The 26,092-nt window shown below is 37.0% G+C and carries 28 protein-coding genes; 15 read left to right on the top strand and 13 right to left on the bottom strand.

What is annotated here, in order from left to right:
- Nucleotides 1-814: 814 nt before the first annotated feature.
- On the top strand, nt 815-1,681 hold the full coding sequence (locus QZ136_RS04640; protein WP_291400858.1) for an N-acetylglucosamine kinase: 867 nt from the start codon (nt 815-817) through the stop codon (nt 1,679-1,681).
- Nucleotides 1,682-1,684: 3 nt separating this feature from the next.
- On the opposite strand, the gene QZ136_RS04635 is transcribed toward QZ136_RS04640, so the two are convergent.
- Nucleotides 1,685-2,170, bottom strand: a complete 486-nt coding sequence (locus QZ136_RS04635) for a methylated-DNA--[protein]-cysteine S-methyltransferase (protein ID WP_291400856.1) — start codon at nt 2,168-2,170, stop codon at nt 1,685-1,687.
- A 78-nt stretch (nt 2,171-2,248) separates the two neighbouring features.
- On the opposite strand from QZ136_RS04635, the gene QZ136_RS04630 reads away from it, so the two are divergent.
- From QZ136_RS04630 to QZ136_RS04580, 11 genes are all read left to right on the top strand, one after another.
- Nucleotides 2,249-2,911, top strand: a complete 663-nt coding sequence (locus QZ136_RS04630; protein ID WP_291400854.1) for a heme exporter protein CcmB — start codon at nt 2,249-2,251, stop codon at nt 2,909-2,911.
- An 11-nt stretch (nt 2,912-2,922) separates the two neighbouring features.
- A complete protein-coding gene (ccsA, locus tag QZ136_RS04625; RefSeq protein WP_291400852.1) occupies nt 2,923-3,588 on the top strand; it encodes a cytochrome c biogenesis protein CcsA in 666 nt (221 codons plus the stop codon).
- A 51-nt stretch (nt 3,589-3,639) separates the two neighbouring features.
- A complete protein-coding gene (locus tag QZ136_RS04620) occupies nt 3,640-3,852 on the top strand; it encodes a CcmD family protein (RefSeq protein WP_291400850.1) in 213 nt (70 codons plus the stop codon).
- A 154-nt stretch (nt 3,853-4,006) separates the two neighbouring features.
- Entirely contained in the window at nt 4,007-5,443 is a 1,437-nt protein-coding gene (locus tag QZ136_RS04615) for a Glu/Leu/Phe/Val dehydrogenase (protein ID WP_291400848.1), read from the top strand.
- A gap of 160 nt (nt 5,444-5,603) precedes the next feature.
- Nucleotides 5,604-6,014: a cytochrome c maturation protein CcmE gene (locus tag QZ136_RS04610; protein ID WP_291400846.1), complete on the top strand. Its 411-nt coding sequence runs from the start codon at nt 5,604-5,606 to the stop codon at nt 6,012-6,014.
- Between the two features lie 6 nt (nt 6,015-6,020).
- Nucleotides 6,021-8,486 carry a cytochrome c biogenesis protein CcsA gene (gene ccsA / locus QZ136_RS04605; RefSeq protein WP_291400844.1) on the top strand — a complete coding sequence of 822 codons (2,466 nt, stop codon included), beginning with the start codon at nt 6,021-6,023 and terminating at the stop codon, nt 8,484-8,486.
- On the top strand, nt 8,486-9,262 hold the full coding sequence (locus tag QZ136_RS04600) for a Rossmann-like and DUF2520 domain-containing protein (RefSeq protein WP_291400842.1): 777 nt from the start codon (nt 8,486-8,488) through the stop codon (nt 9,260-9,262). The genes ccsA (QZ136_RS04605) and QZ136_RS04600 overlap by 1 nt, the downstream gene beginning before the upstream one ends.
- A gap of 24 nt (nt 9,263-9,286) precedes the next feature.
- On the top strand, nt 9,287-9,619 hold the full coding sequence (locus QZ136_RS04595) for a 2Fe-2S iron-sulfur cluster-binding protein (RefSeq protein ID WP_291400840.1): 333 nt from the start codon (nt 9,287-9,289) through the stop codon (nt 9,617-9,619).
- A gap of 10 nt (nt 9,620-9,629) precedes the next feature.
- The gene (gene iscX / locus QZ136_RS04590; protein ID WP_291400838.1) at nt 9,630-9,872 is read left to right on the top strand and encodes a Fe-S cluster assembly protein IscX; all 243 of its coding nucleotides are present in this window, start codon (nt 9,630-9,632) and stop codon (nt 9,870-9,872) included.
- A gap of 43 nt (nt 9,873-9,915) precedes the next feature.
- Complete coding sequence (locus QZ136_RS04585; protein ID WP_291400836.1) at nt 9,916-10,449, top strand: HAD-IIIA family hydrolase; 534 nt, start codon at nt 9,916-9,918, stop codon at nt 10,447-10,449.
- A 237-nt stretch (nt 10,450-10,686) separates the two neighbouring features.
- Entirely contained in the window at nt 10,687-11,262 is a 576-nt protein-coding gene (locus QZ136_RS04580) for a Maf family nucleotide pyrophosphatase (protein WP_291400834.1), read from the top strand.
- On the opposite strand, the gene QZ136_RS04575 is transcribed toward QZ136_RS04580, so the two are convergent.
- The 4 genes from QZ136_RS04575 to QZ136_RS04560 all read right to left on the bottom strand — a co-directional run bounded on the left by QZ136_RS04575 (nt 11,259) and on the right by QZ136_RS04560 (nt 15,606).
- A complete protein-coding gene (locus tag QZ136_RS04575; protein ID WP_291400832.1) occupies nt 11,259-12,179 on the bottom strand; it encodes an exopolyphosphatase in 921 nt (306 codons plus the stop codon). The two genes, QZ136_RS04580 and QZ136_RS04575, sit on opposite strands and share 4 nt — an antisense overlap.
- Nucleotides 12,180-12,226: 47 nt before the next feature.
- A complete protein-coding gene (locus tag QZ136_RS04570; protein WP_291400830.1) occupies nt 12,227-13,534 on the bottom strand; it encodes an ABC transporter permease in 1,308 nt (435 codons plus the stop codon).
- A gap of 6 nt (nt 13,535-13,540) precedes the next feature.
- Nucleotides 13,541-14,437, bottom strand: coding sequence for an ATP-binding cassette domain-containing protein (locus QZ136_RS04565; protein WP_291400828.1), 897 nt, complete (start codon nt 14,435-14,437; stop codon nt 13,541-13,543).
- Nucleotides 14,438-14,553: 116 nt separating this feature from the next.
- Nucleotides 14,554-15,606, bottom strand: coding sequence for an AI-2E family transporter (locus QZ136_RS04560; RefSeq protein ID WP_291400826.1), 1,053 nt, complete (start codon nt 15,604-15,606; stop codon nt 14,554-14,556).
- A gap of 94 nt (nt 15,607-15,700) precedes the next feature.
- Here QZ136_RS04560 and QZ136_RS04555 point away from each other — a divergent pair, with 94 nt between their 5' ends.
- Nucleotides 15,701-16,540, top strand: a complete 840-nt coding sequence (locus QZ136_RS04555; RefSeq protein WP_291400824.1) for a metallophosphoesterase — start codon at nt 15,701-15,703, stop codon at nt 16,538-16,540.
- A 39-nt stretch (nt 16,541-16,579) separates the two neighbouring features.
- Here QZ136_RS04555 and QZ136_RS04550 read toward each other — a convergent pair whose 3' ends face one another.
- The 6 genes from QZ136_RS04550 to QZ136_RS04525 all read right to left on the bottom strand — a co-directional run bounded on the left by QZ136_RS04550 (nt 16,580) and on the right by QZ136_RS04525 (nt 23,273).
- On the bottom strand, nt 16,580-18,664 hold the full coding sequence (locus QZ136_RS04550) for a TonB-dependent receptor (protein WP_291400823.1): 2,085 nt from the start codon (nt 18,662-18,664) through the stop codon (nt 16,580-16,582).
- Between the two features lie 197 nt (nt 18,665-18,861).
- Nucleotides 18,862-20,028 carry a molecular chaperone DnaJ gene (gene dnaJ / locus QZ136_RS04545; protein ID WP_291400821.1) on the bottom strand — a complete coding sequence of 389 codons (1,167 nt, stop codon included), beginning with the start codon at nt 20,026-20,028 and terminating at the stop codon, nt 18,862-18,864.
- Nucleotides 20,029-20,086: 58 nt separating this feature from the next.
- Nucleotides 20,087-20,701 carry a nucleotide exchange factor GrpE gene (locus QZ136_RS04540; protein ID WP_291400819.1) on the bottom strand — a complete coding sequence of 205 codons (615 nt, stop codon included), beginning with the start codon at nt 20,699-20,701 and terminating at the stop codon, nt 20,087-20,089.
- 110 nt (nt 20,702-20,811) lie between these two features.
- On the bottom strand, nt 20,812-21,492 hold the full coding sequence (locus tag QZ136_RS04535; RefSeq protein WP_291400817.1) for an ATP-binding cassette domain-containing protein: 681 nt from the start codon (nt 21,490-21,492) through the stop codon (nt 20,812-20,814).
- Complete coding sequence (locus QZ136_RS04530; RefSeq protein ID WP_291400815.1) at nt 21,489-21,692, bottom strand: fructose-6-phosphate aldolase; 204 nt, start codon at nt 21,690-21,692, stop codon at nt 21,489-21,491. Before QZ136_RS04530 ends, QZ136_RS04535 begins: the two co-directional genes overlap by 4 nt.
- A 555-nt stretch (nt 21,693-22,247) precedes the next feature.
- A complete protein-coding gene (locus QZ136_RS04525) occupies nt 22,248-23,273 on the bottom strand; it encodes an acyl-CoA reductase (RefSeq protein WP_291400813.1) in 1,026 nt (341 codons plus the stop codon).
- Nucleotides 23,274-23,379: 106 nt separating this feature from the next.
- Here QZ136_RS04525 and QZ136_RS04520 point away from each other — a divergent pair, with 106 nt between their 5' ends.
- Entirely contained in the window at nt 23,380-23,730 is a 351-nt protein-coding gene (locus QZ136_RS04520) for a 4Fe-4S dicluster domain-containing protein (RefSeq protein ID WP_291400811.1), read from the top strand.
- A gap of 55 nt (nt 23,731-23,785) precedes the next feature.
- Here the strand turns inward: QZ136_RS04520 and QZ136_RS04515 are convergent, their stop codons facing one another.
- A complete protein-coding gene (locus QZ136_RS04515; RefSeq protein ID WP_291400808.1) occupies nt 23,786-24,259 on the bottom strand; it encodes a universal stress protein in 474 nt (157 codons plus the stop codon).
- 73 nt (nt 24,260-24,332) lie between these two features.
- Between QZ136_RS04515 and QZ136_RS04510 the strand changes: the two genes are divergently transcribed.
- The gene (locus QZ136_RS04510; protein ID WP_291400806.1) at nt 24,333-25,118 is read left to right on the top strand and encodes a C40 family peptidase; all 786 of its coding nucleotides are present in this window, start codon (nt 24,333-24,335) and stop codon (nt 25,116-25,118) included.
- Nucleotides 25,119-25,144: 26 nt separating this feature from the next.
- On the opposite strand, the gene QZ136_RS04505 is transcribed toward QZ136_RS04510, so the two are convergent.
- Nucleotides 25,145-26,062: a WD40 repeat domain-containing protein gene (locus QZ136_RS04505; protein ID WP_291400804.1), complete on the bottom strand. Its 918-nt coding sequence runs from the start codon at nt 26,060-26,062 to the stop codon at nt 25,145-25,147.
- Nucleotides 26,063-26,092 lie beyond the last annotated feature (30 nt).

Raw genomic sequence — 26,092 nt, 5'->3', positions numbered from 1 at the left:
CCTCAGCCACCGGTTAACCAATGCCGTATGTCTGACAACTGACAACAGACAACTGACAACCGATAACTGCTAACTGATAACGGGCTTCGAGAACCTCAGCCACCGGTTAACCAATGCCGTATGTCTGACAACTGACAACAGACAACTGCCAACTCATATCCCGGCTTCGAGAACCTCAGCCACCGGTTAACCAATGCCGCATGTCTGATAACTGACAACTGGCAACTGCCAACTCATATCCCGGCTTCGAGAACCTCAGCCACCGGATAACCAATGCCACGTCTGATAACTGACAACCGATAACTGCTAACTGATAACGGGCTTCGAGAACCTCAGCCACCGGTTAACAAATGCCGCGTCTGATAACTGACAACCGATAACTGCTAACTGATATCGGGCTTCGAGTACCTCAACCACCGGTTAACAAATGCCGTATTACTGACAACTGATAACCGATAACTGCTAACTGATAACGGGCTTCGAGAACCTCAGCCACCGGTTAACCAATGCCGCATGTCTGATAACTGACAACTGGCAACTGCCAACTCATATCCCGGCTTCGAGAACCTCAGCCACCGGTTAACCAATGCCGTATGTCTGAACTGATAACTGACAACTGATAACTGCCAACCGATAACTCACAACTCATTTCCCGGCTTCGAAAACCTCAGCCACCGGATAACAGATGCCACATGTCTGATAACTGACAACTGATAACTGACAACTGGCAACTGCCAACTATTCAATAAAAATACATAGTGTCCTTTTGACAATAAGTAATATTTTATACCTTTAAATTTTAATATATAAAATTATGATCATTATTGCTGACGGCGGCTCAACCAAAACCAATTGGTGTTTATTAAATGATGCTGGTCAAAAAATTTATTTTAATACAGAAGGGTATAACCCATATTTTGTAAGCACAGAATATATTACCGAGTCTCTTTTTAAGGATCTTCCTTCAGATTTGGATTTAGATCAAGTTACTGAAGTAAATTATTACGGTGCAGGTTGCTCTACAGATGATAAACTAAAAATCGTGTCTGATGCCATGGCAAATGTTTTTACAAATGCTAGCATTTACATCGGTCATGATCTTTTAGCTGCTGCTCGTGCTTTACTAGGTTTGGATACTGGATTTGCAGCAATATTAGGAACTGGTACAAACACAGGTTTATATGATGGTAAAGACATATCATTAAACATTGATTCGGCAGCCTATATTTTAGGTGATGAAGGTAGTGGATGCTATATCGGTAAGAAATTATTGACTGATTACCTTCGTGGATATATGCCTGAAGTAGTTAGAGAGCGTTTTTGGGAGACTTATAAATTAACTCCTGAACAAATTACCGATCAGGTTTATACTAAGCCTCTAGCCAACCGTTTTTGTGCTAGCTTCAGTAAGTTTGTTTACGATAATAATGTTCATGCTGAGTATTCAAGGAAAATTGTAAAGACTTCCTTTGTTGATTTCTTTGAAAATTTAGTCAGTCATTATCCAAATTATAAAGATTATACCTTCAATTGCATAGGTTCTGTGGGATATAATTTCAGAAATGTACTAGAAGAAACTGCTATTGAATACGGCATGACAGTGGGTAAAATTATTCGCTCTCCTATAGATGAGCTTGTTCGCTACCACGTAGAATTAGCGCCGAGAACAGCAGGAAAATAATCCTCAAAATTTATAATTCAAGAATGACTGTCCCAGCATAGTCATTCTTGTTTCATGTTCTAAAAGCCACTTTTTGCGCCATAATCCGGCCGAAAATCCTACTAACTTCCCGCCACTGCCAATTACACGATGGCAGGGTACGACTAACAAAAGCTTATTTTTCCCATTAGCCGCCGCAATGGCACGAATAGCTAGTGGATTTGCCAATCTTTTAGCTAAAGTTGCATAGCTTATCGTATTTCCTGTGGGGATATTTTGAAGCTCAAGCCATACTTTTTTCTGAAAATCAGTGCCCGATTGATCCATTGGGAAATCGAACGATTTTCTTTTGCCCTCAAAATACTCAATCAGCTGTTTTTTAGTTAATTCACTTATTTTACTCGGATTTTCTTCAATAATATCTTCTGTGAAATTGATTGAAAAAACTTCAATTTCAGTCGCTTTGATGATTATTTTCCCTATCGGACTCTCTAGTGCAGATAAAAACATTGCTCCAATTTACATACAAATCTTGGAATCTAGCAGCTAAATACCTAAAACTGAAATTCAAAGTTTATATTTGTCGCGATGGATTTATTTAATCAAATAAAGTTCTTAATCCGGAAGGAAATCATGCTTGAATTGCGTTCAAAATATGCTTTGAACGGAATACTTTTATACGTGGTTTCTACCGTTTTTGTCTGCTACTTAGCTTTTCGTCAGGTTAGTAGCGCCCAGACTTGGAATGCCCTATTCTGGATAATTATGCTCTTTGCCTCTGTAAATGCAATTACCAAAAGTTTTATTCAGGAAAGTCGCGCCAGACAGCTTTATTATTATACCATCGCTAGTCCGAAGGCAATCATCATCTCCAAAATAATTTATAATATTTTCCTGATGATTCTCCTTTCGATGATAGCATTGGGCTTTTATTCCCTCGTTTTCAATAATCCTATGGGCGACCCGATGTTTTATCTGCTTTCAGTATTGCTGGGAAGCATCAGTTTTGCTTCCATTTTCACGATGATTTCTGGAATTGCTTCGAAGGCGAGTAATGGTGGCGGACTAATGGCTATTTTAAGTTTTCCATTGGTTATTCCTTTGCTGGTTGTTTTGATCAAATTCTCAAAAAATGCAATGGATGGTCTAGATAGGTCGGTTTCTTATGATGAAATTGGCGTTATTTTGGCTATAAATGTGATTGTAGTCACTACTTCTTTATTGTTATTTCCTTACCTTTGGCGCGATTAAAATACAATGCTATGAATAAAAGTTGGTGGAAGATTTTGGCTGTACTTCTTGTACTATTCTCCATAATTGCTGGTTTTCTTTTTCATGTTCCCGCGAAGCCAATTTTAAATGAAACTATTCGCAATATTCACTTTCATGTGCCTATGTGGTTCTCTATGATTGTGATGTTAACAATTTCATTTGTTTACAGTGTACGTTACTTGCGGAATTCCAACGAAAATGATGATTTAATGGCTGTTGAAAGTGCCAATGTTGGCATTGTTTTTGGCGTATTAGGACTTGTTACTGGTGCAGTATGGGCCAAATTTACATGGGGGGAGGCTTGGAGTAATGATCCGAAACAAAATAGTGCTGCAATTGCACTACTCGTGTACCTAGCTTATTTAGTCCTGCGAAATTCTCTTGAAGAAGAACAAAAACGTGGCAGAATATCTTCTGTTTATAATATTTTTGCCTTCCCAATTATGGTGGTATTACTATTTATTTTACCACGATTAACCGATTCGCTGCATCCCGGAAACGGAGGAAACCCAGGCTTTAATACAAAGGATATGGCTCCAGAATTGAGACCTGTATTTTATCCCGCAGTTTTAGGTTGGATATTAATGGGTGTTTGGATTACAAATATTCGATACCGTATTCGGAAAATTGAAAATAAAACACTAGGAGAAAATTAATTTCTTTTAAATAAAAAATATAAACAAATTTTTAAATTAAATTCTTGCCACATGAAAAGTGTTATCCTCGCAATTTGTTTTATCTTATCATTATCAATAGTAGCTTTTGCTCAAAACTCGAATGGGGTTGATATGGCAACCGAACTCAGAGAATCAGGGAAAATCTATGTAGTAGTGATGGTTCTTGCAGTTATTTTCATAGGAATTGCAATTTATTTGTTCTCAATTGATAATCGATTAAAAAAAATTGAGAAGCAAAAATAGTCGAAAATCAAGCTTTAAAATCTTTAAAATAAGATTTTTCTGTTTTCGATGAATATGTACTTTATACACTAAGTAATTTTCATTTTAAGTATCGACTTTTTTCTTTCAACTTTGTACCAGAAAAACCAATTATTCAAACTTATAAATTAATTTTATGGCTAAGTCTATAGACGCAGCGCACTCAGATACATCGTTTTTCGGTGATGTTTGCCAGTTTTTTGATCATGCAGCACAATTTACTTCTCATCCTGAAGGATTGCTTGACCAAATCAGATCATGCAATAGTGTTTATCGTTTTCGTTTCCCAATTCGCAGAGGAAATGGTTTCGAGGTTATTGACGCCTGGAGGGTAGAGCATTCACATCATAAATCGCCAACAAAAGGTGGTATTCGCTACAGCGAAATGGTGAATGAGGATGAAGTAATGGCACTTGCAGCATTAATGACCTACAAATGTGCCATTGTAAATGTTCCTTTTGGTGGTGCAAAGGGTGGGATAAAAATTAATCCTAAAGAATACACCACTGCCGAACTTGAGACCATTACTCGTAGGTACACTGTTGAATTAATAAAAAAGAATTTTATCGGTCCCGCAATTGACGTACCAGCTCCAGATTATGGATCAGGTGAGCGTGAAATGAGCTGGATTGCTGATACTTACCAAACAATGAATCCTGGTCAGTTGGATGCTTTGGGTTGTGTTACTGGAAAGCCTTTGGCATTGCATGGCATTGCCGGTAGAAAAGAAGCAACTGGTCGCGGAGTAGCTATCTCCATTCGCGAGTGCGTTGATATCGCAGAAGACATGAAGAAAATGGGTCTTACCGCCGGCATGTCGGGTAAGCGCGTAATTGTTCAAGGTCTTGGTAATGTGGGATATCATACCATTAAGTATCTAATTGAATTTGGTGCTACGGTAGTCGGAATTTGCGAGTACGAAGGTGCAATCTATAATTCTTCAGGCCTAAATCTAGATGAGGTGTTTACGCATCGTAAAATGACAGGCTCAATTTTAGGTTTTCCGGGTGCTCAAAAAGAATTTAAAAACTCTGCCGAAGGATTAGAGCAAGATTGTGATATCCTAGTGCCTGCAGCATTAGAGAATCAAATTACAATTAGCAATGTGGCTAATATCAAGGCTAAAATTATTGCTGAAGCGGCTAACGGACCAACAACTCCCGAAGCAGCGGAAGTATTAATGAATAGAGGTTGTATCATTATACCAGATATGTACTGTAATGCCGGTGGAGTAACAGTTTCGTATTTTGAGTGGCTTAAAAATCTTTCGCATGTTGCTTTCGGAAGAATGGATAAGCGCTATGAAGAAAATGCTAACCTAAACTTGGTTAACATGGTTGAAAAAACTACAGGTGTTACTCTTGATGCGGTACAAAGAAGTCTGATTATTAAAGGTGCTACCGAACTTGAATTAGTAAATTCTGGATTGGAAGATACCATGATTAGATCTTACCATGAAATTAGAGATGTGCAAATGGCTAATCCTAAAATTGATGGATTAAGAACTGCCGCTTTTGTAAGCTCAATCGATAAGGTTGCAATTTCATATATGAACATGGGAATTTGGCCATAATTGGTCTTTTTATATTGGGAATGGAGCGGGATTTAAATATTTCGCTCCATTTTTATTTAGAATGATTCTAATATAGAAACATTCTTGTTATATTTACTCCCAATGTTTACTAATTAGTATTTTTGCATTATTATTTGATTCGTTATATAAACCGAGTGCCATGAAGAAGAGTTCTATAGCAGGTATTTTAATAATCGCATTAGCGATTGGTATAATTATTAGCACATATGCTGATTCTAGCACCTATGGCTCATTTAAAGATGCCAAAGAGTCGACTTCAGAATTACATGTTGTTGGTCAGCTAAACAAAGAAAAAGAGCTTTTTTATGATCCTAAGCAAGATGCTAATTACTTTGCATTCTACATGCGCGACAATGAAGGGCGTGAGAGTAAAGTGGTGTTTAATGGATCAAAGCCTCAAGATTTTGAGCGATCTGAACAAATAGTTTTAACCGGTAAAATGGTTGGTAATGAGTTTCATGCCTCAAAAATTTTAATGAAATGCCCATCGAAATATACAGCCGATGAGGTAGAAGTTACTGAAGTTTCGGCTACCACCGCCCAAAATTAAATCTTAATGGATATACAATTTATTGGAGAAAACCTTCTTCCTGGAAAGATTGGTCAATTCTTTATCGTTTTATCGTTTTGCACAGCCTTGCTGTCAACTATTGCATATTATTTTGCTACGACTACAAATCTTTCAAAAGATTCGCTTGTTAGAGCAAGCTCTGAAGGATGGAAGAAAATTGCAAGACTTGCTTTTCTTATCAATATTCTAGCTGTAATTGGTATCGGCTCTTCGCTTTATTATATCATTTACAATCATCTATTCGAATATCACTATGCATGGGCGCATTCATCTAAAATTTTGCCTGTTTACTACATCATCTCTTCTTTTTGGGAAGGACAAGAAGGTAGTTTCTGGCTTTGGATGTTTTGGCAGTCTTTCTTAGGTTTTATTATTTTTAAGAGAGCCAAATCTTGGGAAAACTCTGTCATGACTATCATGATGTTATCTCAAGCATTTATTGCTTCGATGCTTGTAGGGGTGGAGGTTTTCGGACTTAAAATTGGTAGCTCTCCTTTTATTTTATTGAGAGATGCAATGCCTGGGCCGATTTTTCAGCGTGGCGATTATTTAAGTGTAATAACTGATGGTAATGGTCTTAACCCTTTGCTCCAGAACTATTGGATGGTTATTCACCCACCAACCTTGTTTTTAGGCTTTGCATCTATGATTGTTCCTTTTGCTTATGCAATCGGGGGACTATGGGAAAAGAGATATTCTGAATGGGTTAAGCCTGCTTTACCTTGGACTTTATTCGCGGTAATGATTTTGGGTACAGGTATCATCATGGGTTCATTCTGGGCTTATGAGGCACTAAACTTTGGTGGCTTCTGGGCTTGGGATCCTGTAGAAAATGCTTCCATTATACCTTGGCTGACTCTCATTGCAGCGGTACACGTTTTAATTGCTTACAAGAATTCTGGACACTCATATTTTACAGCTACTTTCCTAGTTCTAATTAGCTTTGTGCTAGTTTTATATGCTTCATTCTTAACTAGAAGCGGTATTTTAGGTGAAACTTCTGTACATTCATTTACAGATTTAGGGATGTTTTGGCATCTTGTTTTATATATTTTCGTCTTCTTTTTCCTATCTATTTTCTTTCTGGTTATTCGCTGGAAGGAGCTTCCTATTACTAAAAAAGATGAGGAGACCTATTCCCGCGAATTTTGGTTGTTCATTGGGGCTTTAGTCATTTCAATCGCTTGCTTGCAAATTCTAGCTTCTACGTCGGTTCCGGTGTTTAATGCAGTATTCGGGACAGAAATTGCACCTCCAGCTGATGTTATCGCACATTATAATAAATGGCAGGTACCTTTTGCAGTAGTTATTGCCATAATTTCGGCTTTTTCTCAATATTTGAAGTATAAGAAAACAGATCCTAAGAAGTTTTACATCAGTATTTCTGTTTCTTTTGTCTTATCTATTTTTATTACCGCAGCGGCAGTTTACATCATGAATATCTATTCTAATGTGATGTATATCCTCTTAACTTTTGCGGCTATATTTTCAATTGTTGCCAATGCCAGAATTTTAGGTGATGCTTTTGCTGGTAAATGGCGTTTAGCAGGTTCGGCAGTAGCACATATCGGATTCGCTCTTTTATTAGTCGGTGCTCTCGTAGCTGCCGCAACAAATAAAGTGGTTTCCATCAATAATACCGGGATTGGCTTTGGTGATGAGTTCGCAAAAAACAATAATCCTCGTGAAAATATTATTCTTTACCAAGATGAACCAGTAAAAATGGATCGTTATACTGTAACCTATTTAGGTGATTCGGTAGAGGGTGTAAATACCTATTATAGAATCAATTATAAGGTTTTAGACGAAAAATCAGGTAAGGAAAAGGAGAATTTTACTCTTTATCCAAATGCTCAGGTTAATGCTAAAATGCGACAGATTATTGCATCTCCAGATACCAAGCATTATTTGTTCCATGATATTTATACGCACGTAAGTAGCGTTCCTCTTAAAGAGGAAGATCATGAAGAGCATGAAGGTCATTCGGATGATGAGAATTATGAGAAGCCTGTAACCTATGAAATAAATATCGGCGATACCCTAAGATTTAGAGAAGGATATATTGTGGTGAAAGGGATAAATCGGGATGCAAAAGTTCAAAATATTCCTCTTGGCGAGAATGATATTGCCATCGGTTTGCAGTTGGAAGTCAATTCGGACGGTAAAACATATCCTTCAGAGCCAATTTACATGTTAAAAGATGGTTCTAAATTTGATTTTGGTAAAAAAGTGGATGAAAAGGGCTTAAAATTTCGTTTCACCAATGTTTTCCCTGATAAAAATAAATTGGAGTTAATGCTTTATCAGAAACCTAAAGCTGAAAAGGCTTGGGTAGTATTAAAGGCCATTGAGTTCCCATACATTAATTTATTCTGGGGTGGTACAATCATTATGGTGATTGGCTTCATTTTATCAATTTTCCGTAGGAACAAAGAATTTAAGCAAGCCTAATGAATATTGTATTGCTTGGTAGCGGCAATGTAGCTACGCAATTGGGTCGTGCCTTCAAATTAGCGGGACAAGATATTGTTCAGGTTTGGAGCCGTGATATTGAGCATGCAAGCGAGCTTGCCGATAATTTGGCTGCAACAGCTATTTCAGATTTTGATTATTTGGATAGAAAAGCAGATCTATACATTATTTCGGTAAAAGATGAGGCTATCAATGTACTAGCTCGTGAATTAAAAGTTAGTGATAAGTTAATTGTTCATACCTCTGGTTCGACTGGAATAGATGTTTTAGAGGGTTCATCCTCAAAATATGGTGTTTTATATCCATTACAAACATTCTCAAAGACAAAGGTGGTAGATTTCAGACAAATTCCATTTGCTATTGAAGGAAATACCCCAGAAGTAACATCTACAATCCATGCTATTGCTGATCGTCTTTCAGAAAGGGTGATTGAATTAAGTTCTGAACAAAGAAAATCATTGCATATTGCGGCTGTATTTGCTTGTAATTTCAGTAATCATCTTTATGCCCTAGGGCAAGAATTATTGAAAGAACAGAACCTAGATTTTGATCTTTTAAGGCCTTTAATTGCCGAAACAGCAGCTAAAGTTCAATCGAATGATCCTTTAAAAATGCAAACCGGTCCGGCTTCGCGCGGTGATCAGGAAACTGTAAATGCTCATCTCGACCTATTGAAAAACAATCCTGAAATGCAGGATATCTATAAAAAATTAAGTCAGAGCATAGTCAATTTGCAAGAGCGTTCGAAAGGCTGAATTTAAATTGCTATTTTTGCATCAATGAACATTTTTAAGTTAAAAATCAATTTTGAGGAAACTTCAAAGCCATCTTTGGAGTTACCCATCGCTGAAGGAGAGTCGGTTTTGGATGTTTGTCTCGATAATGGGATAGAACTACAGCATAATTGTGGCGGTGTTTGCGGTTGCAGTACCTGCCAAGTATATGTAAATTCAGGCATGGATTTTCTACAAGAGATTTCAGATAAAGAAGAAGATTTTATAGATCGCGCAATAAATCCACGCATAAACTCCCGATTAGGATGTCAATGTGTTGTGATAAACGGTGATATTGAAGTTACTCTTCCTGATCAGCATCAATTTTTAGGACATTAATAAATAAGAAATGGCAAACGATAAATTTGAATTACCAATTCATTGGAATGACCATGAAGATATTGCTATGGGACTTTATGAGAAGTTTGGCGATGATTTCGGTGAATCAAAAATCTATAGAATCAGGTTTACCGACCTTCTTGAATGGGTTTTAAGTCTGCCAAACTTTGCCGGTACTCGCGAAGAAAGCAATGAAGGGCATTTAGAGCAAATTCAGTCCGCCTGGGTTTACGAATGGCGTGATAATCAGTAATATATCTTAAGCATTAATTTATAATCCACAAAAGACCCTAAATATGTTTCTAGAAAAACTTAAACATATTAAAGCTATTCTTCTGGATGTAGATGGTGTGCTTACTAATGGGATTTTATTGCTTACCGAATCTGGAGAGCAACTGCGTCAGTTTAATATTAAAGATGGTTATGCGCTCCAACTCGCTGTTAAAAGGGGTTTGAAGCTTGCCGCACTTTCTGGCGCACGTTCTAAAGGTGTTGAATACCGTTTAAAGGGTTTAGGTATTGAGGATGTTTTCCTCGGACTAGATTCAAAGATCGAGGTGTATAATAAGTATCTCCTTGAGAATAATTTATCTCCAGAACAAGTATTATTTGTAGGTGATGATATGCCTGATCTTCAAGTGATGAAACTCGCCGGATTGGCAGTCTGCCCCGCTGATGCCATCGAAGAAATTAAGGCAATTTCACACTATATTTCTCCCAAAAATGGGGGAGAGGGTTGTGTGCGCGACATTATTGAAAAAGTACTAAAGATTCAAAATCTTTGGCATGATCAGCTTCCATCTGCTGATGATGGTTCTGCAACTAAATAAAATTGACAAATTCATCTTTTTTTCGTATATTCTTTTCTCTTTTTAAATAATAGAAGAAAAAAATATTCTTGACTTGGGGGCTCTTAATTAGTGTTTCAATTTTCGCTTTTGCTCAAGGAAAGACTTTGAGGTAATTCTTGAGCAAGATCGAGCCAGAATGAGGAATAAAAAATTAAAATTTTGAATTGAAAAGCGGCTTTCGGCCGCTTTTCTTATTTTTGACCAAAATATCTGGATATGCTCAACAAAATTTCACCCATAATTTTAGCTTCAAAATCACCGCGTAGGCAAGAACTGCTCCAATTAATGGGCATCGACTTTAAAGTGGTGCTTAGAGATGTGGATGAGACTTATCCAGAGGGACTTATTCCCACAGAAATTGCTGTTCATATTGCCGAGAAAAAAGCCAAGGCATTTGATGAAGTAATCCATGATGAAATTGTTATTACTGCCGATACGATTGTTTGTTTGGACGGTAAAATATTAGGAAAGCCCGAAAATGAAGAACATGCCTTCGAAATTCTCTCTGATTTATCTGGCAAAAGGCATGAAGTAATTACAGCAGTTTGCCTTTTGAAAAATCATCAGCTTACTAGCTTTTATGAGATTTCTGAAGTCTTTTTTAAAACCTTAAGCGATGAGCAGATAAGGCATTATATTTCAACTTATTCGCCAATGGATAAGGCTGGTGCTTACGGCATTCAGGAATGGATAGGCTTAGTGGCGGTAGAGAAAATTCATGGTTCTTATAGCAATATTGTGGGTTTACCAACACAGCGTTTGTATTCAGAACTCCAGAAATTAGTCGATTAATTTTTAATCATTTCGAATAAAATTCCCTCTTTCATTGAATAGGTAGAAAGTTTCAATTCTTGAAAGGTGTGTAAACTTAAAACATAACGCGTTAGTAAACAGGCTACCACAATCATATTTACTCTAATTTCTGGTATAGCAGGGTTTTTAGCTCGTTCTTCTTTTTTACTTTCAATAATATATTGAGCTATCTTTTCAAATTCCTTTAAATCAATCTGGAACCCTGGTTTTTCAAAACTCGCTTTAAAATTGGCATCAATTAATGAGGCATAAGTCTCAAATGCACCCGCCGAGCCTATTAATTGAATGGGATTGAATTTTTGTATCTCATTTTTCAAGTCCTCCAACACAGTATTTAAATAAGCTTGCAAGTCCTCCATGTCTGATTTTGAAATGGGGTCTGAATGGTGAAATCGATTCATCAACCTTGCAGCACCAATATCATAGCTCTTTTTCCAGAATATTTGCTCTTGATTGCAAATGATAAATTCAACACTTCCGCCGCCAATATCCATGATCAAACTAGTATTACTTCCCATGTTAATGGCTGCAGATACAGCTGAATAGATTAACTCGGCTTCGCGATCACCATTAATAAGTTCGATTTGGATTCCTGTATCAGAAAGCACTTGATCTATAAATTTTGCACCATTTGAAGCAGATCTTAAAGCCGATGTTGCCAAAGCTTTTACTTTATTTGCTTGATGGAGCTCAATTTGCCTGTTAAACTGTTTTAGAGCCTCTAGGCCGCGTTCAAATGCAGAGGACTTAATATTGCCATCTTTCATTCCGCCTTCGCCTAAGCTCGCGGGAATGGTCTCCTGGTGAATTAATATCGGAGTTTTCCCATTAATTTCTACAATCAATAAATGAAAGGTATTGGTGCCTAAATCGATGATGGCTATTCTATTGTTCATTTTGATTGTGAAATGTGTTGCTAATTAATTCATCCAGCTAAATATAACTATTCGTTGTACATAAACCATTTGCCTAATTCCTTAAAGCTAACTTTCTTTCCGTACATCAATATCCCAACTCTATAAATTCGTGATGCCACCCAAGTGGTGAAAAGAAATCCGCCAATTAGAAGTACAATCGATAAGGCTAGCTCCCAGTTTGGAACGCCAAATGGAAGTCGTACCATCATGGCAATAGGGGAGGTAAAGGGAATAATGCTTAGCCAGAATGAAAGACTGCTATCAGGATTATTCACAATAAAGCTAAATGACATGATATAGGTAAATAATAGGGGCAATGTAATGGGCAACATAAATTGTTGTGTTTCTGTATCTGTTTCTACCGCAGAACCAACGGCTGCAAATAATGCCGAGTAAAGCATGTATCCGCCAAGGAAAAATACAATAAATGCAGGCAAAATATAATTCCACTCTACGGTTTGTAGGGCTTTTAGAATGTCGGTACCGGGACCTTTCGGTGTGGCTGCAGCTGCCGATTGGTCAGCCATTGGGATTTCAGATTTTTCTTGTTCTACCTGATCTTTAAATAAAATAGTACTAGCTATGCTCATCAATCCCACAGAAAGAACAATCCATAATAAAAATTGGGTTAATCCTACCAAGCCAATACCGATTATCTTACCCATCATCAATTGAAAGGGCTTTACAGATGAAATAACAACCTCTACAATTCGGCTAGTTTTTTCTTCAATAATGCCCCTCATCACCTGGATGCCATAAATAAAAAGCGACATGTAAATTAATATCGCTGCAGCGAAACCTACAGCCATGGCAGCTCCTGAGCTACTATCTTTTTCGCCCTCCACTGTTAATTCTTTAGAAACCACGCTTAAGTTTGGCTTGATTTTGTCGAGCGTCTCCGAATCAATTCCTGCATCCTGCAAAAGCTTCACGCGCATTTGTTCATTCAGCTGATTTTCAATGCTGCTGATAACAGATAAACCAGCATTCTTCTGAGCAAAAAGCTCAATGCTTCCGCCGCTTTTTATATCCTTAGGGATAAAAAGTATAAATGCCTCTTCCTCATTTATAACCTTTTTTTTGGCCTCAGAAAGCGAAAGTGTGGAGGACTTAAAATTTACGGAACGCTTATTTTCGAAGCTTTTATTGAAAATTCCGCTTTCGTCAATAACTTCTACCGTTGGAGTATTATCGCCGCCACGCATTGATAGGAAAAATATCAATGCATACATAGCAATTATTAATAATGGGACAAGGAAAGTCATGATTAAAAATGCTTTCTTCTTTACTCTACTTAGGTATTCTCTTTGTATGATTAGTAGCGTTTTGTTCATCTTGGATTAATTTTTTACGTTCTGAATAAATATGTCGTTCATGCTCGGAATAATTTCCATGAGCTCAGAAATTTGTACTTGAGGCATTAAATAATGAAGTAAATCATTTACTGAATGTCCCGACTTAATCTGAATGGTTAAATGGGTAATGCCATCATCTAATTTCTCGCTATTAATAGTGAAAAAATCATTTTCTTGGCGCTCTAATTTCCCACTAAAACTTATCCGATAGGTATTATTTCTGTATTGATTTTTGATATCCTTAACTTTTCCATCCAATATTTTTTTCGATTGGTGAATGAGGGCTATGCTATCACATAATTGTTCTACTGATTCCATACGATGGGTAGAAAAAATAATTGTCGCTCCTTTTTTATTTAAGTCAAGTATCTCATCTGTAATGAGTTGTGCGTTTACTGGGTCAAATCCTGAAAAGGGCTCATCCAAAATAATGAGTTTAGGATCATGTACAACGGTAGCAATAAACTGGACTTTCTGCTGCATGCCCTTGCTCAAATCTTCTACCTTTTTATGCCACCAGCTTTCAATTTCCATTTTCTCAAACCAATGCTTAATTTTTAAAGTGGCATCCGATTTTGAGAGTCCCTTGAGCTGTGCCAAATACAACATTTGTTCGCCAATCTCCATTTTTTTGTATAAACCGCGCTCCTCAGGGAGATAGCCAATCATGGAGATATGCTTGGGATTTAATTTTTCGCCCTTCAAAAATATCTCACCTTGATCGGGAGCAGTTATTTGATTGATGATGCGGATTAATGAGGTTTTACCTGCACCATTCGGACCCAAGAGCCCGAAGATAGATCCATCTTCAATTTCAATAGATACATTGTCTAAAGCACGGTGTTTGGCATATTGCTTGACGATATTTCTGATACTTAGCATTTTTATTCGTTTTTGGCCTTTAGACTCTTATTATTGATTATTGTTACTAAAAAACATCAATTATATGCATTTAATTCCCCCTTTTAGCAGAATTGTACCTGTTTTTCAAGAAAAATTTATGATTTTTTATGTTTCCCAATGAGAAAAGCATAGGGCTTTAGCGGCTTCACATGGTCGCAGATAATTTTTACAATTCCAAGCATTGGGATAGCCATAATCATACCCGGAATACCCCAAATAATTTCCATGAAAACCAGCACTAAAATGGTGAAAAGTGGATTGATATTTACTTCAGCACCAACAACTAAGGGCTCTAAGAAATAGGTTTGGACAAACTGTATGAATATATAGGTTAAGAATACTCCAAGCACCATACTATTGCTTCCTCCTTGAGAGATGACCATCAATATGGTTAATCCTGTGCCGGTCAAATTACCAATAAAAGGTACAATTTCAAGGATTCCGCAGAGCACCGCAAAAAATATCGCACTTTCCACACCAATAATGCTGAAGCCTATGCCATACATAATCCAGAGTATTACAACCATAATGCCTAATCCAGAGAGGTAATTTTGGGATACTTTACCGGCATCAGATAGCATTCGCTCCGTTTCTTTAACCTCCTCTTTTGGGACAAGCATAAGAATAAATTGTTTTATGTGCGATCGTGAGCTGAGAAATAAAAAGAGGTAAACGATTACCAAAATGCTTTTTATCATAATTCCCATTAAATAGCTTAAAAAGGATCCTGCCAAAACAAAGGCGTCATTTGTTCCATTACTTGTTTGTTTATCGATCCATATTTTTTGACTTTCTTGGGATATTCCGATGCTTTCGGCTAGAAATGTTTGGATTTCGATGATTATTTCCTGAATTCGCAGACTAATTTCCTGCAAATTGCTTGATATTCCTGCTGCTTGCCAGGAAATGATATAAATTATTCCCCCAAATATGCTAATCATAAAAAGAACACAAAATATACTTGCCATCATTCGATGTATACCTTTTCGCTCTAGGTAGTTTGAAAGGGGAATAAGCAGCATACTTAGTAGGGCACTTATGGCTATCGGTATTAAAAATTGCCTAGCGAAGTATAGTCCGCTAACCATTAAAAAAATAAAAAAAACGACTGTAATTATTCTTGTTAATGTTGTTGAGCTATTATTCATAGGGTAAATATTTGTGTCTTAGGTTCAAAAAATATATTTTAAATTTATTTTCAATTCGCTTTGATTATTAAGCTTTTAAAAGCAATTTTAATTTATGGACAAAAATATCAAAGAGTCATCTAGGCGACTATTTATCAAGCACTTATCAATGGCTTCTGCCATGCTTCTTTGTGGGAAGCTTACAGATCTTTCGGCCGCTGAAGTTTTTGCATTAAAGTCGAAAGTGAAATTAAGGTTTGTTGTGGCATCCGACTTTCATTATGGTCAAGCCAAGACTCCCTTTGAAGAAATGACTGAAAAGGCAATTAGTCAGATCAATTTGTTTAATAAAACCAATAAACTTAATTTTTGTGTGATAAATGGTGATATTATTCATGATGATAAGTCCTTTTTGCCTCTTGTTAAAAAGAAAATTGATCAATTAGAGGTTCCTTATTATGTCACCAGAGGTAATCATGACATGGTTACAAGCGAATTTTGGAATGAGGTGTGGGGAATGCCTTTGAACCTGAGTTTTGAAGTAAAAGATACCGCATTTGTTCTCGCCGATACATCCAATGAAAAGGGCGAATATATTTCTCCAGATTTAGCTTGGTTAGAGACTCAATTGGAGAAGTACAAAAGCAAAAAGAACGTGATTTTGATTCTTCATATTCCTCAGGCTAAAGTCTCAAAACATGCCATTGATACTCCTGATTTCTTTGATTTATTGAAGAAATACCCTAATGTGCGTGCGGGTTTGCATGGTCATGAACATGATCAAGATGGCGTGAAAATGATTGATAATATCCCATTCATGTTTGATTCTCACGTAGGAGGTAATTGGGGCACGCCTTACCGTGGATTTAGAGTTGTTGAGTTATTAAATGATGGCACATTGATTAGCTATATGATGAATCCGACAGAGAAATTGAAGGAAGATAGGTTTGTGTAAACCCATCCGATAGCCAGCTATCGGATGAATTATAAATTATCATAATCTTACTTTCATTCCTCCAAAGAAATTCCTCGGCGCCGCTGCATTGAAAAATCTTCCTCCAAAGGCATTGATGTCATTTCCAAGGCTATAGGTTTCATTTAAAAGGTTATCAACTCCGGCAAAAATATCTAATCCTGTTTTTCCAATTTTTGCAGCTCTCCAGCCTGCTTTAAAGTGGATTAGGTTAAAAGACTTTGCAAAAACGCTATTGGCATCGTTCAATGCAATTCTGGAGGTATAATTGTGTTGTGCGAATAAGTAAAAATTCTTTTGGAGTTGAATATCTAGTCCATTGATTAATACGGTTCTAGGCGTTCCTGTTAATCGGTTACCTGAATAATTGCTTGTTCCATTTATATAATTTTTAAAATAATAGCGACTTAAAGTATAGCTATTCTGAACTTGCAAGCCCGAAATAATGCCTTTCGAACCTGGCTCAATTAACCAATAGCTTGCTTGCGTTTCAATACCATTTTGTTCGGTTCCACCTGCATTTAAATAAAATTCGGTATCATCAGCATTTACTCTACGAACAATGGCATTTTCTAGTTTATACTGAAAAATGGAAGCGTCAAGCCATAGTCTATCCGTTCTATTTCTGAGTCGGAAGCCAGCTTCATAATTCCATCCAGTTTCTGATTCCAGATTCGTGTTAATTTTATTATCAGATGCTCTAATTTCTGCAATTGTTGGAGGCGAATAACCTCTACTTATGGAAGATCTCAAAGCTAAATTATCACTTATTTTATAGGAAAGTGCCATTCTTGGCATTAATTCAGGGTTGAATTTTCGCTCGGTGACTTGTCCGCGCTGAAAATCTTTTGAGAATTTATAATTATTGTAGTTTAAACTAGTTGCTACTTCTGCACTTAATTTTTCATTGATATTTGCTGCAAATCGTGTGAAATAGAAGAATTGATTCGAAATAATATTGTCTTGGGCCTGCAGAAGACCTTTTATCCCCTTGTTATTTGTATAATTTGCGATGTCGGCTCCTGTGCTTTGTAATTCAAGTCCCGCATTCCACTTCCAATTAAATCCTTGTTTTTTATTCCCTTGTAACTCAAAATAAGTCCTAATTCCACCCGTATTTTCTTTACGGATTTCATAATTTGTGATAAATGGATTTAAATAATCGGTGCTCGAACCATAAACAGCTGCAACATGTTTGAAATTGCTCGAAATTTGTGCTTCATTTACAACCCCAGCATAAAGAGTTCTATTTTCAATTCTTGCTTGCTGAGCTACCGGACCAGCAATTGTTGCTGTTGATGGTCGCGCCGCTCTCGGATTAGCATTGTATTGCGCCAAGGTTAGTCCGCCAGGTGTTTTATACTCCAAATCAGAATAAAATGCTAAAACACGAAATTGATTTGCTTTGGCATAATTTACCCGATACATCATTTGAGCAAAGCTTCTATTCATGGCACTATGCTCGCGGTAGCCATCGGATCTTTGATAGGATTGACTAAAGTTTAGATATTGATTTTTGAATTTCTTCTGAAATGACGCTTGCTGCTGAAACAAACCGTAAGAGCCACCTGTAATTCCAGCATTTACCCAAGAGCTATCTGCACGTTTATCTACAGGATTCATTAATACTACACCACCTGAATTAGCTCCAAAAAGACTACCATCCGGACCTTTTAGCACTTCTATATTGTTCAAGCTGTTAACATCGATTAAGTTTAGGTAGGTATTACCTCCAGCATCAGTTAGTGGGAATTCATCCAAGTATATTTTAACATTTCTCACTCCAAATGGTGATCTCAAAGAGCTTCCACGAATCGATAGGCGATAGCTACCCGGAGAGCGTTCTTCCATTCTTATACCTGGGACTGAATTTAGCGCCGGGAGCATAGAAATTCCTGGCTGGTTCCTCAATTGTTTGGCTGATATGAGACTTACTGATGAAGGAACCTGTAAAATGGCTTGTTCCGAAAGATAGGCACGAATAATAATTTCATCTACCTTTTGCACCGAATCTACTTTGCTTTGTGCAAAACTGAAACTGAAAATGAGACTAAATAATGCGCTTAATTTTAGTCCTTTGTTGATATTAAGTATGCTTGGAATCATTTTTGAGATTTTATGCCTTTGAATTTCTATGCTATACAAATCTATCAATAATGAGGGTTAAAAGGCTTTATTTTATTCTTCTGGATGTAAAATTTTTGAATGAATTGGATAATTTTTCATGTTCTATGTATGCTGATAGAACGCATAAAAAAACCATCCTTGCGGGATGGCTTTAATAAAATATTAAATTATTTTCTTTAATCGAAATATTCTCTCATTTTATCGAAAAAGCTCTTTTCATTTTTCCCTGGTTGAGGTTTAAAGTTTGGAGAGTCTTTCAATCGTTCTAAGATTTCTAGTTCGTCTTTTGAAAGTGCTTTTGGTGTCCAGATGTTTACATAAATCAACTGATCGCCACGATGGTAAGAATTAACTTCGGGCACACCCTTGCCTTTTAAACGTAATATTTTACCACCTTGTGTTCCAGCATCAATTTTAATTTTTGCTTTTCCATCAATGGTAGGCACTTCAATGCTTGCACCGATAGCTGCATCAATGAAGCTAATGTGTAAATCATAAATTACATTGTTGCCTTCACGTTTTAGAGATTCATGAGGAGTTTCTTCGATAAGAATAATCAAATCGCCAGGAGTACCACCACGAGGAGCAGCATTACCTTTTCCACCCATGGATAATTGCATGCCTTCACTTACGCCGGCAGGAATATTGATGCTGATGGTTTCCTCACCACGTGTTAATCCATCGCCATGGCAAGAAGTACATTTGGAAGTAATTTGAGTTCCTTCGCCATTACAAGTAGGGCAGGTGCTAGTAGTTTGCATCTGGCCAAGAATGGTATTGGTTACCCTTCTAACAGCCCCGCTACCATTACAAGTCTGGCAAGTATTAAATGATGATTTATCTTTTGCTCCGCTACCGTCGCAGGTATCACAAATAACTTGCTTGTTTACTCTTACTTTTTTCTCTACGCCATTTGCAATTTCTTCTAGGCTGAGCTTTACCTTGATGCGGAGATTGCTGCCACGTGCTGCTCTTCGTCCACCGCGACTCTGTTGCTGACCGCCGAAAAAACTATCAAAGGGACTTCCGCCACCGCCAAAGATATCTCCAAACTGGCTGAAAATATCTTCCATATTCATGTGGCCACCGCCGAAGCCACCGCCACCATTGGGACTTGAAGCGCCGCCGGCATGACCAAATTGGTCGTATCTTCTTTTCTTTTCAGCATTGCTTAAAACCTCATAGGCTTCAGCTGCTTCCTTGAAATTCTCTTCCGACTGTTTATCGCCCGGGTTTTTATCTGGGTGATATTTAATTGCCATTTTTCGATAAGCTTTTTTAATCTCATCTGCAGTGGAGCTGCGTGTTACTCCAAGTATGTCGTAATAATCTCTTTTTGCCATTTTTTTCAATAAAGACGATGCCTTTTTTATAAGCCGGGCATGAAGGCTGGCATAAAATTTATGCTCCTATAATAACTTTTGCGAAACGTATCACCTTGTCATTCAGGTAATAACCTTTTTCTAATTCGTCAATAACTTTTCCTTTTAAATCATCTGAAGGAGCAGGAATATTGGTGATACCCTCATGAATATCCGCATCAAACTCGCTGCCTTTTGCATTCATTTCCTTTAAGCCTTTGCTTGCTAAAAGGTTTTTTAGCTTAAGGTGGATCAGGTTTACACCCTCTTTTACCGCCTCAATATCTGTGGCTGTCTCCATCGATTTTTGAGCTCTTTCAAAATCATCTAAGACTGTCAACATATCAACAATAACATCTTTACCTGCCATTTGCATTAATTCCAGGCGCTCTTTACTTGTACGACGCTTGAAATTATCAAACTCAGCATATAATCTTAAATATTTATTGTTCCATTCAGATGCCTCAGCTTTTAGCTTTTCTTCTTCAGAAAGTTCAGCTTCGGGACTAGCATTTTCTTGCTGTTCGGTCTCAGGGACTTCATTGCTTATTGCCTCATTTTCATCCAAAATATCTTTTTGATCTGTATTTTCAGTCGTCTGATTCTCTTCCATATTTTTCTTCTTCTTTTTGTTCAATAATTCTGAAAATTTCATATTATCTAATGACAATTTTTTTGCCAAAAAATAAATCAGTCAAGCTGTCAGCATTTTAGGTATAAATACCCTCAAACTGACATAAAATAAATGCTTATTTTGGAATTTAATTAAATCTGTGCATCCTGGTGAATTGCTCCACCTTCACATTTAATAATTCTTGATGGAAAGGTACGGATGATGTGATAATCATGAGATGCCATCAATACCGCAGTACCCGATTGACTGATTTCTTTCAATAAGCCAACAATATCTTCAGAGGTATCAGGGTCTAAGTTTCCTGTAGGTTCATCAGCTAAAATTAACTCAGGATCATTAAGTAAGGCTCTAGCAATAACTACGCGTTGTTGTTCACCTCCCGATAGCTCATGAGGCATTTTTTTAACTTTTGAACGTAGTCCGACTTTCTCTAAAACATCTAATATTCGTGTAGAAATAAGGTTTTTATCATTCCAGCCAGTAGCTTTAAGTACAAATTCTAAATTCTCCTCAATGCTACGATCAGTTAATAATTGGAAATCTTGAAATACAATTCCTAACTTTCTGCGAAGGAATGGTACTTCTTTATCTGTCAGATTTTTTAGATCGAAGCCAGCAACCTGACCTTCGCCATTCGCTATGTGAAGCTCACCATAAATAACTTTTAATAAGCTACTTTTACCAGAACCCGTTTGACCAATAAGGAAGACAAATTCCCCCGGGTTGATTTCCAGATTTACATTGTTTAGAACAAGATGTTTCTGCTGATAAATGTCAACACCCTCTAATTTTATAACCGACTTGCTTATCATAATTCAAGTTTTAAAATTTGCCCAAAAGGCAATTCTTTAATTTTATCCATAATGTAGTCTGCACGCTCTCCATACCCAGCTTTTTCTAATGCTTTCTCAGGTCTGTCTAAGCGAAAATAGGCCAACAAAGTGAATTTTTCATCACGAAGTTGAACGTAATCTGGAATTTTTGCAACTCCCTTAACTTTAATCACATACATCAAAGGCAAAGTTAATTGTTTAATTTATTAATTCGTGTGGATTATTGTTAATTTAAGCTAAATTCTCACATCTCACATCTCACATCTCACATCTCATATCTCACATCTCACATCTCACATCTCACAACCTGTCTGAACTATGATTTATATGATTTTTGTGATTGCGGAGATTAGAGCAAGGAATAAGGAGCAAAGAGAAAGGACAAAAGAATTTCAGATGTCGCTAGCCTGATAACTGACAACTGACAACTCTTGTTTGAGTAAGGAATAAGGAGCAAAGAGAAAGGACAAAAGGCCTTAATTCCAGCTAATTTATTTGCCTCCCGCAGATGTCGCTGATTTTCGCAGATCTTTGTTAAGATCTAAATGTTTTAATGATATTTCTGCGTTTATCTGTGCAATCTGCGGGAGAATATTTGAACGCTTCTCAGGTATCTGGTCTTTGGCTTCGAGAAGACCTCAGCCACCGGGCTTCGAGAACCTCAGCCACCAGGTAACCAGATGTCGCTAGCCTGATAACTGATAACTGATAACTGATAACTGATAACTGACAACTCATCTCCCTAACCCCTCCAAAAACCCCATCGTATCCACCCCATCCGCATAATCCCACAATGCAGGGCATTGACTTTGTCCGAAAGCAAATGTATCCATGCTTAAACTTTCATTTGAAACAATGCATTGGATTTGATCTGCTTGCTCGACTAATTTTTTATCTAGCGCTGTAATACTTTCATATTCTTCATAATAGAGAACGGCTAGGGGGGAGGCAAATCGCTCATCTTCCTTCACCAATAAAAATCCATTGTCCAAATGTTTATCCAAATTTACCAAGAAAATGGATTTATTATAGTCGTAGTTATTATTGTATTTATGATGATCGGCAATCGACTTAAAATCTTCGATAGATTCGAAAAAAGTATCGAATTTATATCCTTTCGGGACAAAAACCTTCGAGACATTCCTGCAGCCAAGTCCGAAATAATCAAAAATATCATGTCCTAGTGCATGTAATTCTTGCTTACTTTCAGTTCCATTTAATACCGCAATGCTATTTCTATTTTTGCGAATAATATTTGGAACTTTACTAAAATAATAGTCGAAATAACGTGAGGTATTATTACTTCCAGTGGCAATAACAGCATCAAAATTTTGAAGTCTTTCAATAAACTCAAATTGTTCTGCAAATGCGGGCTCTATCTCCACCAATTTATTCAAAATATAGGGTGTAAGAAGCTTGTCTTGCGATGACAATTTAATTAATGCCTTATTTCCAGAGGCTAAAACACATAAAATATCATGAAAGCCAACTAAAGGAATATTTCCGGCAAGGATTAAACCTATCGCTTTTTGTTTATCGCTTTTACCATGATATTGGCCCATCCATTTCTCTAAATCGCTTTCATTAAGCATCTTAGCAATAGCTTCGACAGCTTGTGCGGTACTTTCTGGTGTAAACCATGCATTATACTGTTTTGCTGATGCGATTAATTGTTTTAATTGCTCATCTGGGTTTTTTAGAAACTTTCCCAGTTGTATAAATGCCACGATTCGTTGTTTGCTTGTCAAAATCTTACTCATCTAATTTTTTTACTTCAAATAATGTTATATTTGCACTATCATTTAAAAATGAGTTTTTGCTCAGTTTTGATGCAAAATTAACGTAACAAATAGAATATTATACAAAATGGCAATTAAAATCACCGACGAGTGTATTAACTGCGGGGCATGCGAGCCTGAATGCCCGAATAACGCAATTTATGATGCGGGTGCAACATGGAGATTTTCGGATGGAACTAAGCTTAGAGGTTTAATCGACTTCGGTGATGGAACTAATCTGGAGGCTGAAGAAGTTCAATCGGCAATCTCTGACGAAGTATATTACATAGTACCAGATAAATGTACTGAATGTGTTGGCTTTCACGATGAACCACAATGCGCTGCCGTTTGTCCGGTAGATTGCTGTGTAGATGATGAAGATGTTCGCGAATCTCGTGAAGAATTACTAGCTAAGAAAGCTTGGCTTCACGTAGAGTAAAAATACTCTTAGATAAAAAATGCGATTCGGTTTTCGGATCGCATTTTTTTTTGTTCTATTTTTTTTCAGGATTAGGTATGATCAATACCGGACATTTAGCCTTCCGAGCCACACTTTGAGATACACTACCTGAAATAAAATGGTCGAAACCCGTCCTGCCATGGGTTCCTAAAATGATCATATCTGCCTTGCAATCATCGGCAACAGCCAAAATCTCATCCTGTGCTCTTCCAATTTTTGTTACTGTTGTAAGTTTTACCTCAGATCCATATTTATCTTCTATTTTCTTAAATAAGGCCTTACTCGCTTCCTCTTGAATATGCATCAACTCAGGAATCATTACTGGCGATTCATTTAATAGTGGGTCGGCAGAGTAGGGGGAGCTGATTGGGATTTCATCCACGTGGACCAAAGTAATTTTTGAACCGAGGTTTTTAGCCAAAAGCACCCCATAATGTACAGCTTGCTCCGAATAGGGACTGTCTTCAACCGCGATAAGAATTCTATGAATGTTTTCTGGGCTCACCATAATATTAGGCGTTTATAATGATAGGAATTTTATCATCTTAGCTAATTTACTCAAAATTTGGTTTATTTGCAACATGAATCTATCATTTGGGGTGTGCAATTTATCTTTAGTTCCTCTCAGGACTGAAGCATCTGATAAAAGCGAAATGTGCTCGCAACTATTATTTGGTGATCATTTCACTTTATTGGAAGTTGGAGAAAAGTGGAGCCGAATTCTGACTGAATATGATGAATATGAGGGATGGATTGATAATAAACAATATGTAAAGATCAATCAGACAGCGTTTGATGGATTAAGCAATGCTAAGTCCATTTTAGGATTGGAGGTTTTTTGTAAAGCATACAAGACTGATAATCAGCTTCTTTTAAAGCTATTGGCAGGTTCAACAATCCCACACCATGTAGATGACCTATTTTATTTAGGTGATACTCGATATAAAATTGAAGGTACAATCGTAAATCCCAAATATTCTGAATTTCGATCTGGTGTAAAAGATTCAGCTCAATTCTACCTTGGTTCACCCTACCTTTGGGGCGGTCGTTCTATCTTCGGAATCGATTGCTCTGGTTTTTCTCAAATGGTATTCAAACAATTTGGGATAAAGCTGAAACGCGATGCATGGCAGCAAGCCGAACAAGGTGAATTAGTGGCTTTTTTGCAGGAAGCTCGCACCGGTGATCTTGCTTTCTTTGATAATGATGAAGGTCGCATTACGCATGTCGGAATCATGTTAGATAATCAAACCATTATTCATGCATCTGGGACGGTCAGAATTGATCCTATTGATAATCAGGGGATTTTTAATGCTGAATTAAATAGATATACCCATAAACTTAGGATTGTGAAACGCTTTTCTTAGCCTAGAAAAAAATTAATTTTTATTTGCTAATCATTAAATTTTATATCCCAAATTTTTAAAAGTTTATCATCGCCAACGGATATAAGTTTCTGATTTACAGTCTCCCACACAATTTTATTGATGGATAAATGATGGCCTTCAAAGCCCTTTTCAACACTTAGTGTTTTCAATAATTGAAAATTTTCTGAATCCCAAATTTTTATGCTCTTATCTCTACTTCCAGTTGCTAGAACTGCTAGGGTAGGATGAAAAGCAATCGAATAAATGGAATATAAATGTGCTGGGATACTTTGAATGAGTGAATAATCAGACGTGCTCCAAACCTTCATCTGGGCATCTCTACTACCCGAAATAAGCTGTCGTCCATCAGGTGAGAATTGCAAGGCGCTAATTGGCAGACTATGTTGATCTAATACATGTTTTAGGCTATAATCACTTAAATTATAGATTTTAATGCTATTGTCTTTACAACCAAATGCGACTGTTTTTTCATCGGGACTAACACTAATTACTCTGACTGTTTGATTGGAAACCTTGAAGTTATAGAGCATTTTAAAGCTAGAAAGGTCCCAAACCGACACGCTTCCATCTTCTGATGCGATTAGAATTTCGTTTTTCGAAACGATTGTCTTGATGTCAAAAACAGGAAGCTTATGAAACTGCAAAACAGCGCTAATTCTTTGCTCTTCAAAATTAAACACATCTACTTGTCCGTTACGCTCACCTGCAAGCAATAACGGTGCCGACTCAGGACAATGTAATGCATAAACTGATGAGCTAACTGGAAATAAAACTTTGATAAATCCTGGAGCATCTACGCGCCATTCCACAACGCCTTTATCATTTCCTGCAGAGAAAATTATGCCTTTTTTTTGAGAATTCTCTAAGCTGTAAATAGGGTTTTGATGTCCCGATAAGGTATCAATGTGCTCGATTTTTATCATTTTCTACTCCTTGAAATGCTCTTTACGCGT

The sequence above is a fragment of the Daejeonella sp. genome (assembly GCF_017495225.1).
GTDB lineage: Bacteria > Bacteroidota > Bacteroidia > Sphingobacteriales > Sphingobacteriaceae > Daejeonella.
The sequence above is the reverse complement of the archived record's forward strand: the minus strand, read 5'-3'. Positions and strand labels throughout refer to the sequence as shown.

Excerpts from the sequence above, each read along its gene's own strand:
- QZ136_RS04560 (WP_291400826.1), bottom strand. The coding sequence starts at position 15,606 with ATGAATAATAGCTCAACAACATTAACAAGAATAATTACAGTCGTTTTT.
- QZ136_RS04620 (WP_291400850.1), top strand. The coding sequence starts at position 3,640 with ATGAAAAGTGTTATCCTCGCAATTTGTTTTATCTTATCATTATCAATA.
- QZ136_RS04630 (WP_291400854.1), top strand. The coding sequence starts at position 2,249 with ATGGATTTATTTAATCAAATAAAGTTCTTAATCCGGAAGGAAATCATG.
- ccsA (WP_291400844.1), top strand. The coding sequence starts at position 6,021 with ATGGATATACAATTTATTGGAGAAAACCTTCTTCCTGGAAAGATTGGT.
- QZ136_RS04640 (WP_291400858.1), top strand. The coding sequence starts at position 815 with ATGATCATTATTGCTGACGGCGGCTCAACCAAAACCAATTGGTGTTTA.
- QZ136_RS04555 (WP_291400824.1), top strand. The coding sequence starts at position 15,701 with ATGGACAAAAATATCAAAGAGTCATCTAGGCGACTATTTATCAAGCAC.
- QZ136_RS04615 (WP_291400848.1), top strand. The coding sequence starts at position 4,007 with ATGGCTAAGTCTATAGACGCAGCGCACTCAGATACATCGTTTTTCGGT.
- QZ136_RS04530 (WP_291400815.1), bottom strand. The coding sequence starts at position 21,692 with ATGTATGTGATTAAAGTTAAGGGAGTTGCAAAAATTCCAGATTACGTT.
- iscX (WP_291400838.1), top strand. The coding sequence starts at position 9,630 with ATGGCAAACGATAAATTTGAATTACCAATTCATTGGAATGACCATGAA.
- QZ136_RS04540 (WP_291400819.1), bottom strand. The coding sequence starts at position 20,701 with ATGAAATTTTCAGAATTATTGAACAAAAAGAAGAAGAAAAATATGGAA.
- QZ136_RS04585 (WP_291400836.1), top strand. The coding sequence starts at position 9,916 with ATGTTTCTAGAAAAACTTAAACATATTAAAGCTATTCTTCTGGATGTA.
- QZ136_RS04610 (WP_291400846.1), top strand. The coding sequence starts at position 5,604 with ATGAAGAAGAGTTCTATAGCAGGTATTTTAATAATCGCATTAGCGATT.
- QZ136_RS04580 (WP_291400834.1), top strand. The coding sequence starts at position 10,687 with ATGCTCAACAAAATTTCACCCATAATTTTAGCTTCAAAATCACCGCGT.
- QZ136_RS04635 (WP_291400856.1), bottom strand. The coding sequence starts at position 2,170 with ATGTTTTTATCTGCACTAGAGAGTCCGATAGGGAAAATAATCATCAAA.
- QZ136_RS04600 (WP_291400842.1), top strand. The coding sequence starts at position 8,486 with ATGAATATTGTATTGCTTGGTAGCGGCAATGTAGCTACGCAATTGGGT.
- ccsA (WP_291400852.1), top strand. The coding sequence starts at position 2,923 with ATGAATAAAAGTTGGTGGAAGATTTTGGCTGTACTTCTTGTACTATTC.
- QZ136_RS04505 (WP_291400804.1), bottom strand. The coding sequence starts at position 26,062 with ATGATAAAAATCGAGCACATTGATACCTTATCGGGACATCAAAACCCT.
- QZ136_RS04595 (WP_291400840.1), top strand. The coding sequence starts at position 9,287 with ATGAACATTTTTAAGTTAAAAATCAATTTTGAGGAAACTTCAAAGCCA.
- dnaJ (WP_291400821.1), bottom strand. The coding sequence starts at position 20,028 with ATGGCAAAAAGAGATTATTACGACATACTTGGAGTAACACGCAGCTCC.
- QZ136_RS04510 (WP_291400806.1), top strand. The coding sequence starts at position 24,333 with ATGAATCTATCATTTGGGGTGTGCAATTTATCTTTAGTTCCTCTCAGG.
- QZ136_RS04570 (WP_291400830.1), bottom strand. The coding sequence starts at position 13,534 with ATGAACAAAACGCTACTAATCATACAAAGAGAATACCTAAGTAGAGTA.
- QZ136_RS04525 (WP_291400813.1), bottom strand. The coding sequence starts at position 23,273 with ATGAGTAAGATTTTGACAAGCAAACAACGAATCGTGGCATTTATACAA.
- QZ136_RS04535 (WP_291400817.1), bottom strand. The coding sequence starts at position 21,492 with ATGATAAGCAAGTCGGTTATAAAATTAGAGGGTGTTGACATTTATCAG.
- QZ136_RS04515 (WP_291400808.1), bottom strand. The coding sequence starts at position 24,259 with ATGGTGAGCCCAGAAAACATTCATAGAATTCTTATCGCGGTTGAAGAC.
- QZ136_RS04550 (WP_291400823.1), bottom strand. The coding sequence starts at position 18,664 with ATGATTCCAAGCATACTTAATATCAACAAAGGACTAAAATTAAGCGCA.
- QZ136_RS04520 (WP_291400811.1), top strand. The coding sequence starts at position 23,380 with ATGGCAATTAAAATCACCGACGAGTGTATTAACTGCGGGGCATGCGAG.
- QZ136_RS04575 (WP_291400832.1), bottom strand. The coding sequence starts at position 12,179 with ATGAACAATAGAATAGCCATCATCGATTTAGGCACCAATACCTTTCAT.
- QZ136_RS04565 (WP_291400828.1), bottom strand. The coding sequence starts at position 14,437 with ATGCTAAGTATCAGAAATATCGTCAAGCAATATGCCAAACACCGTGCT.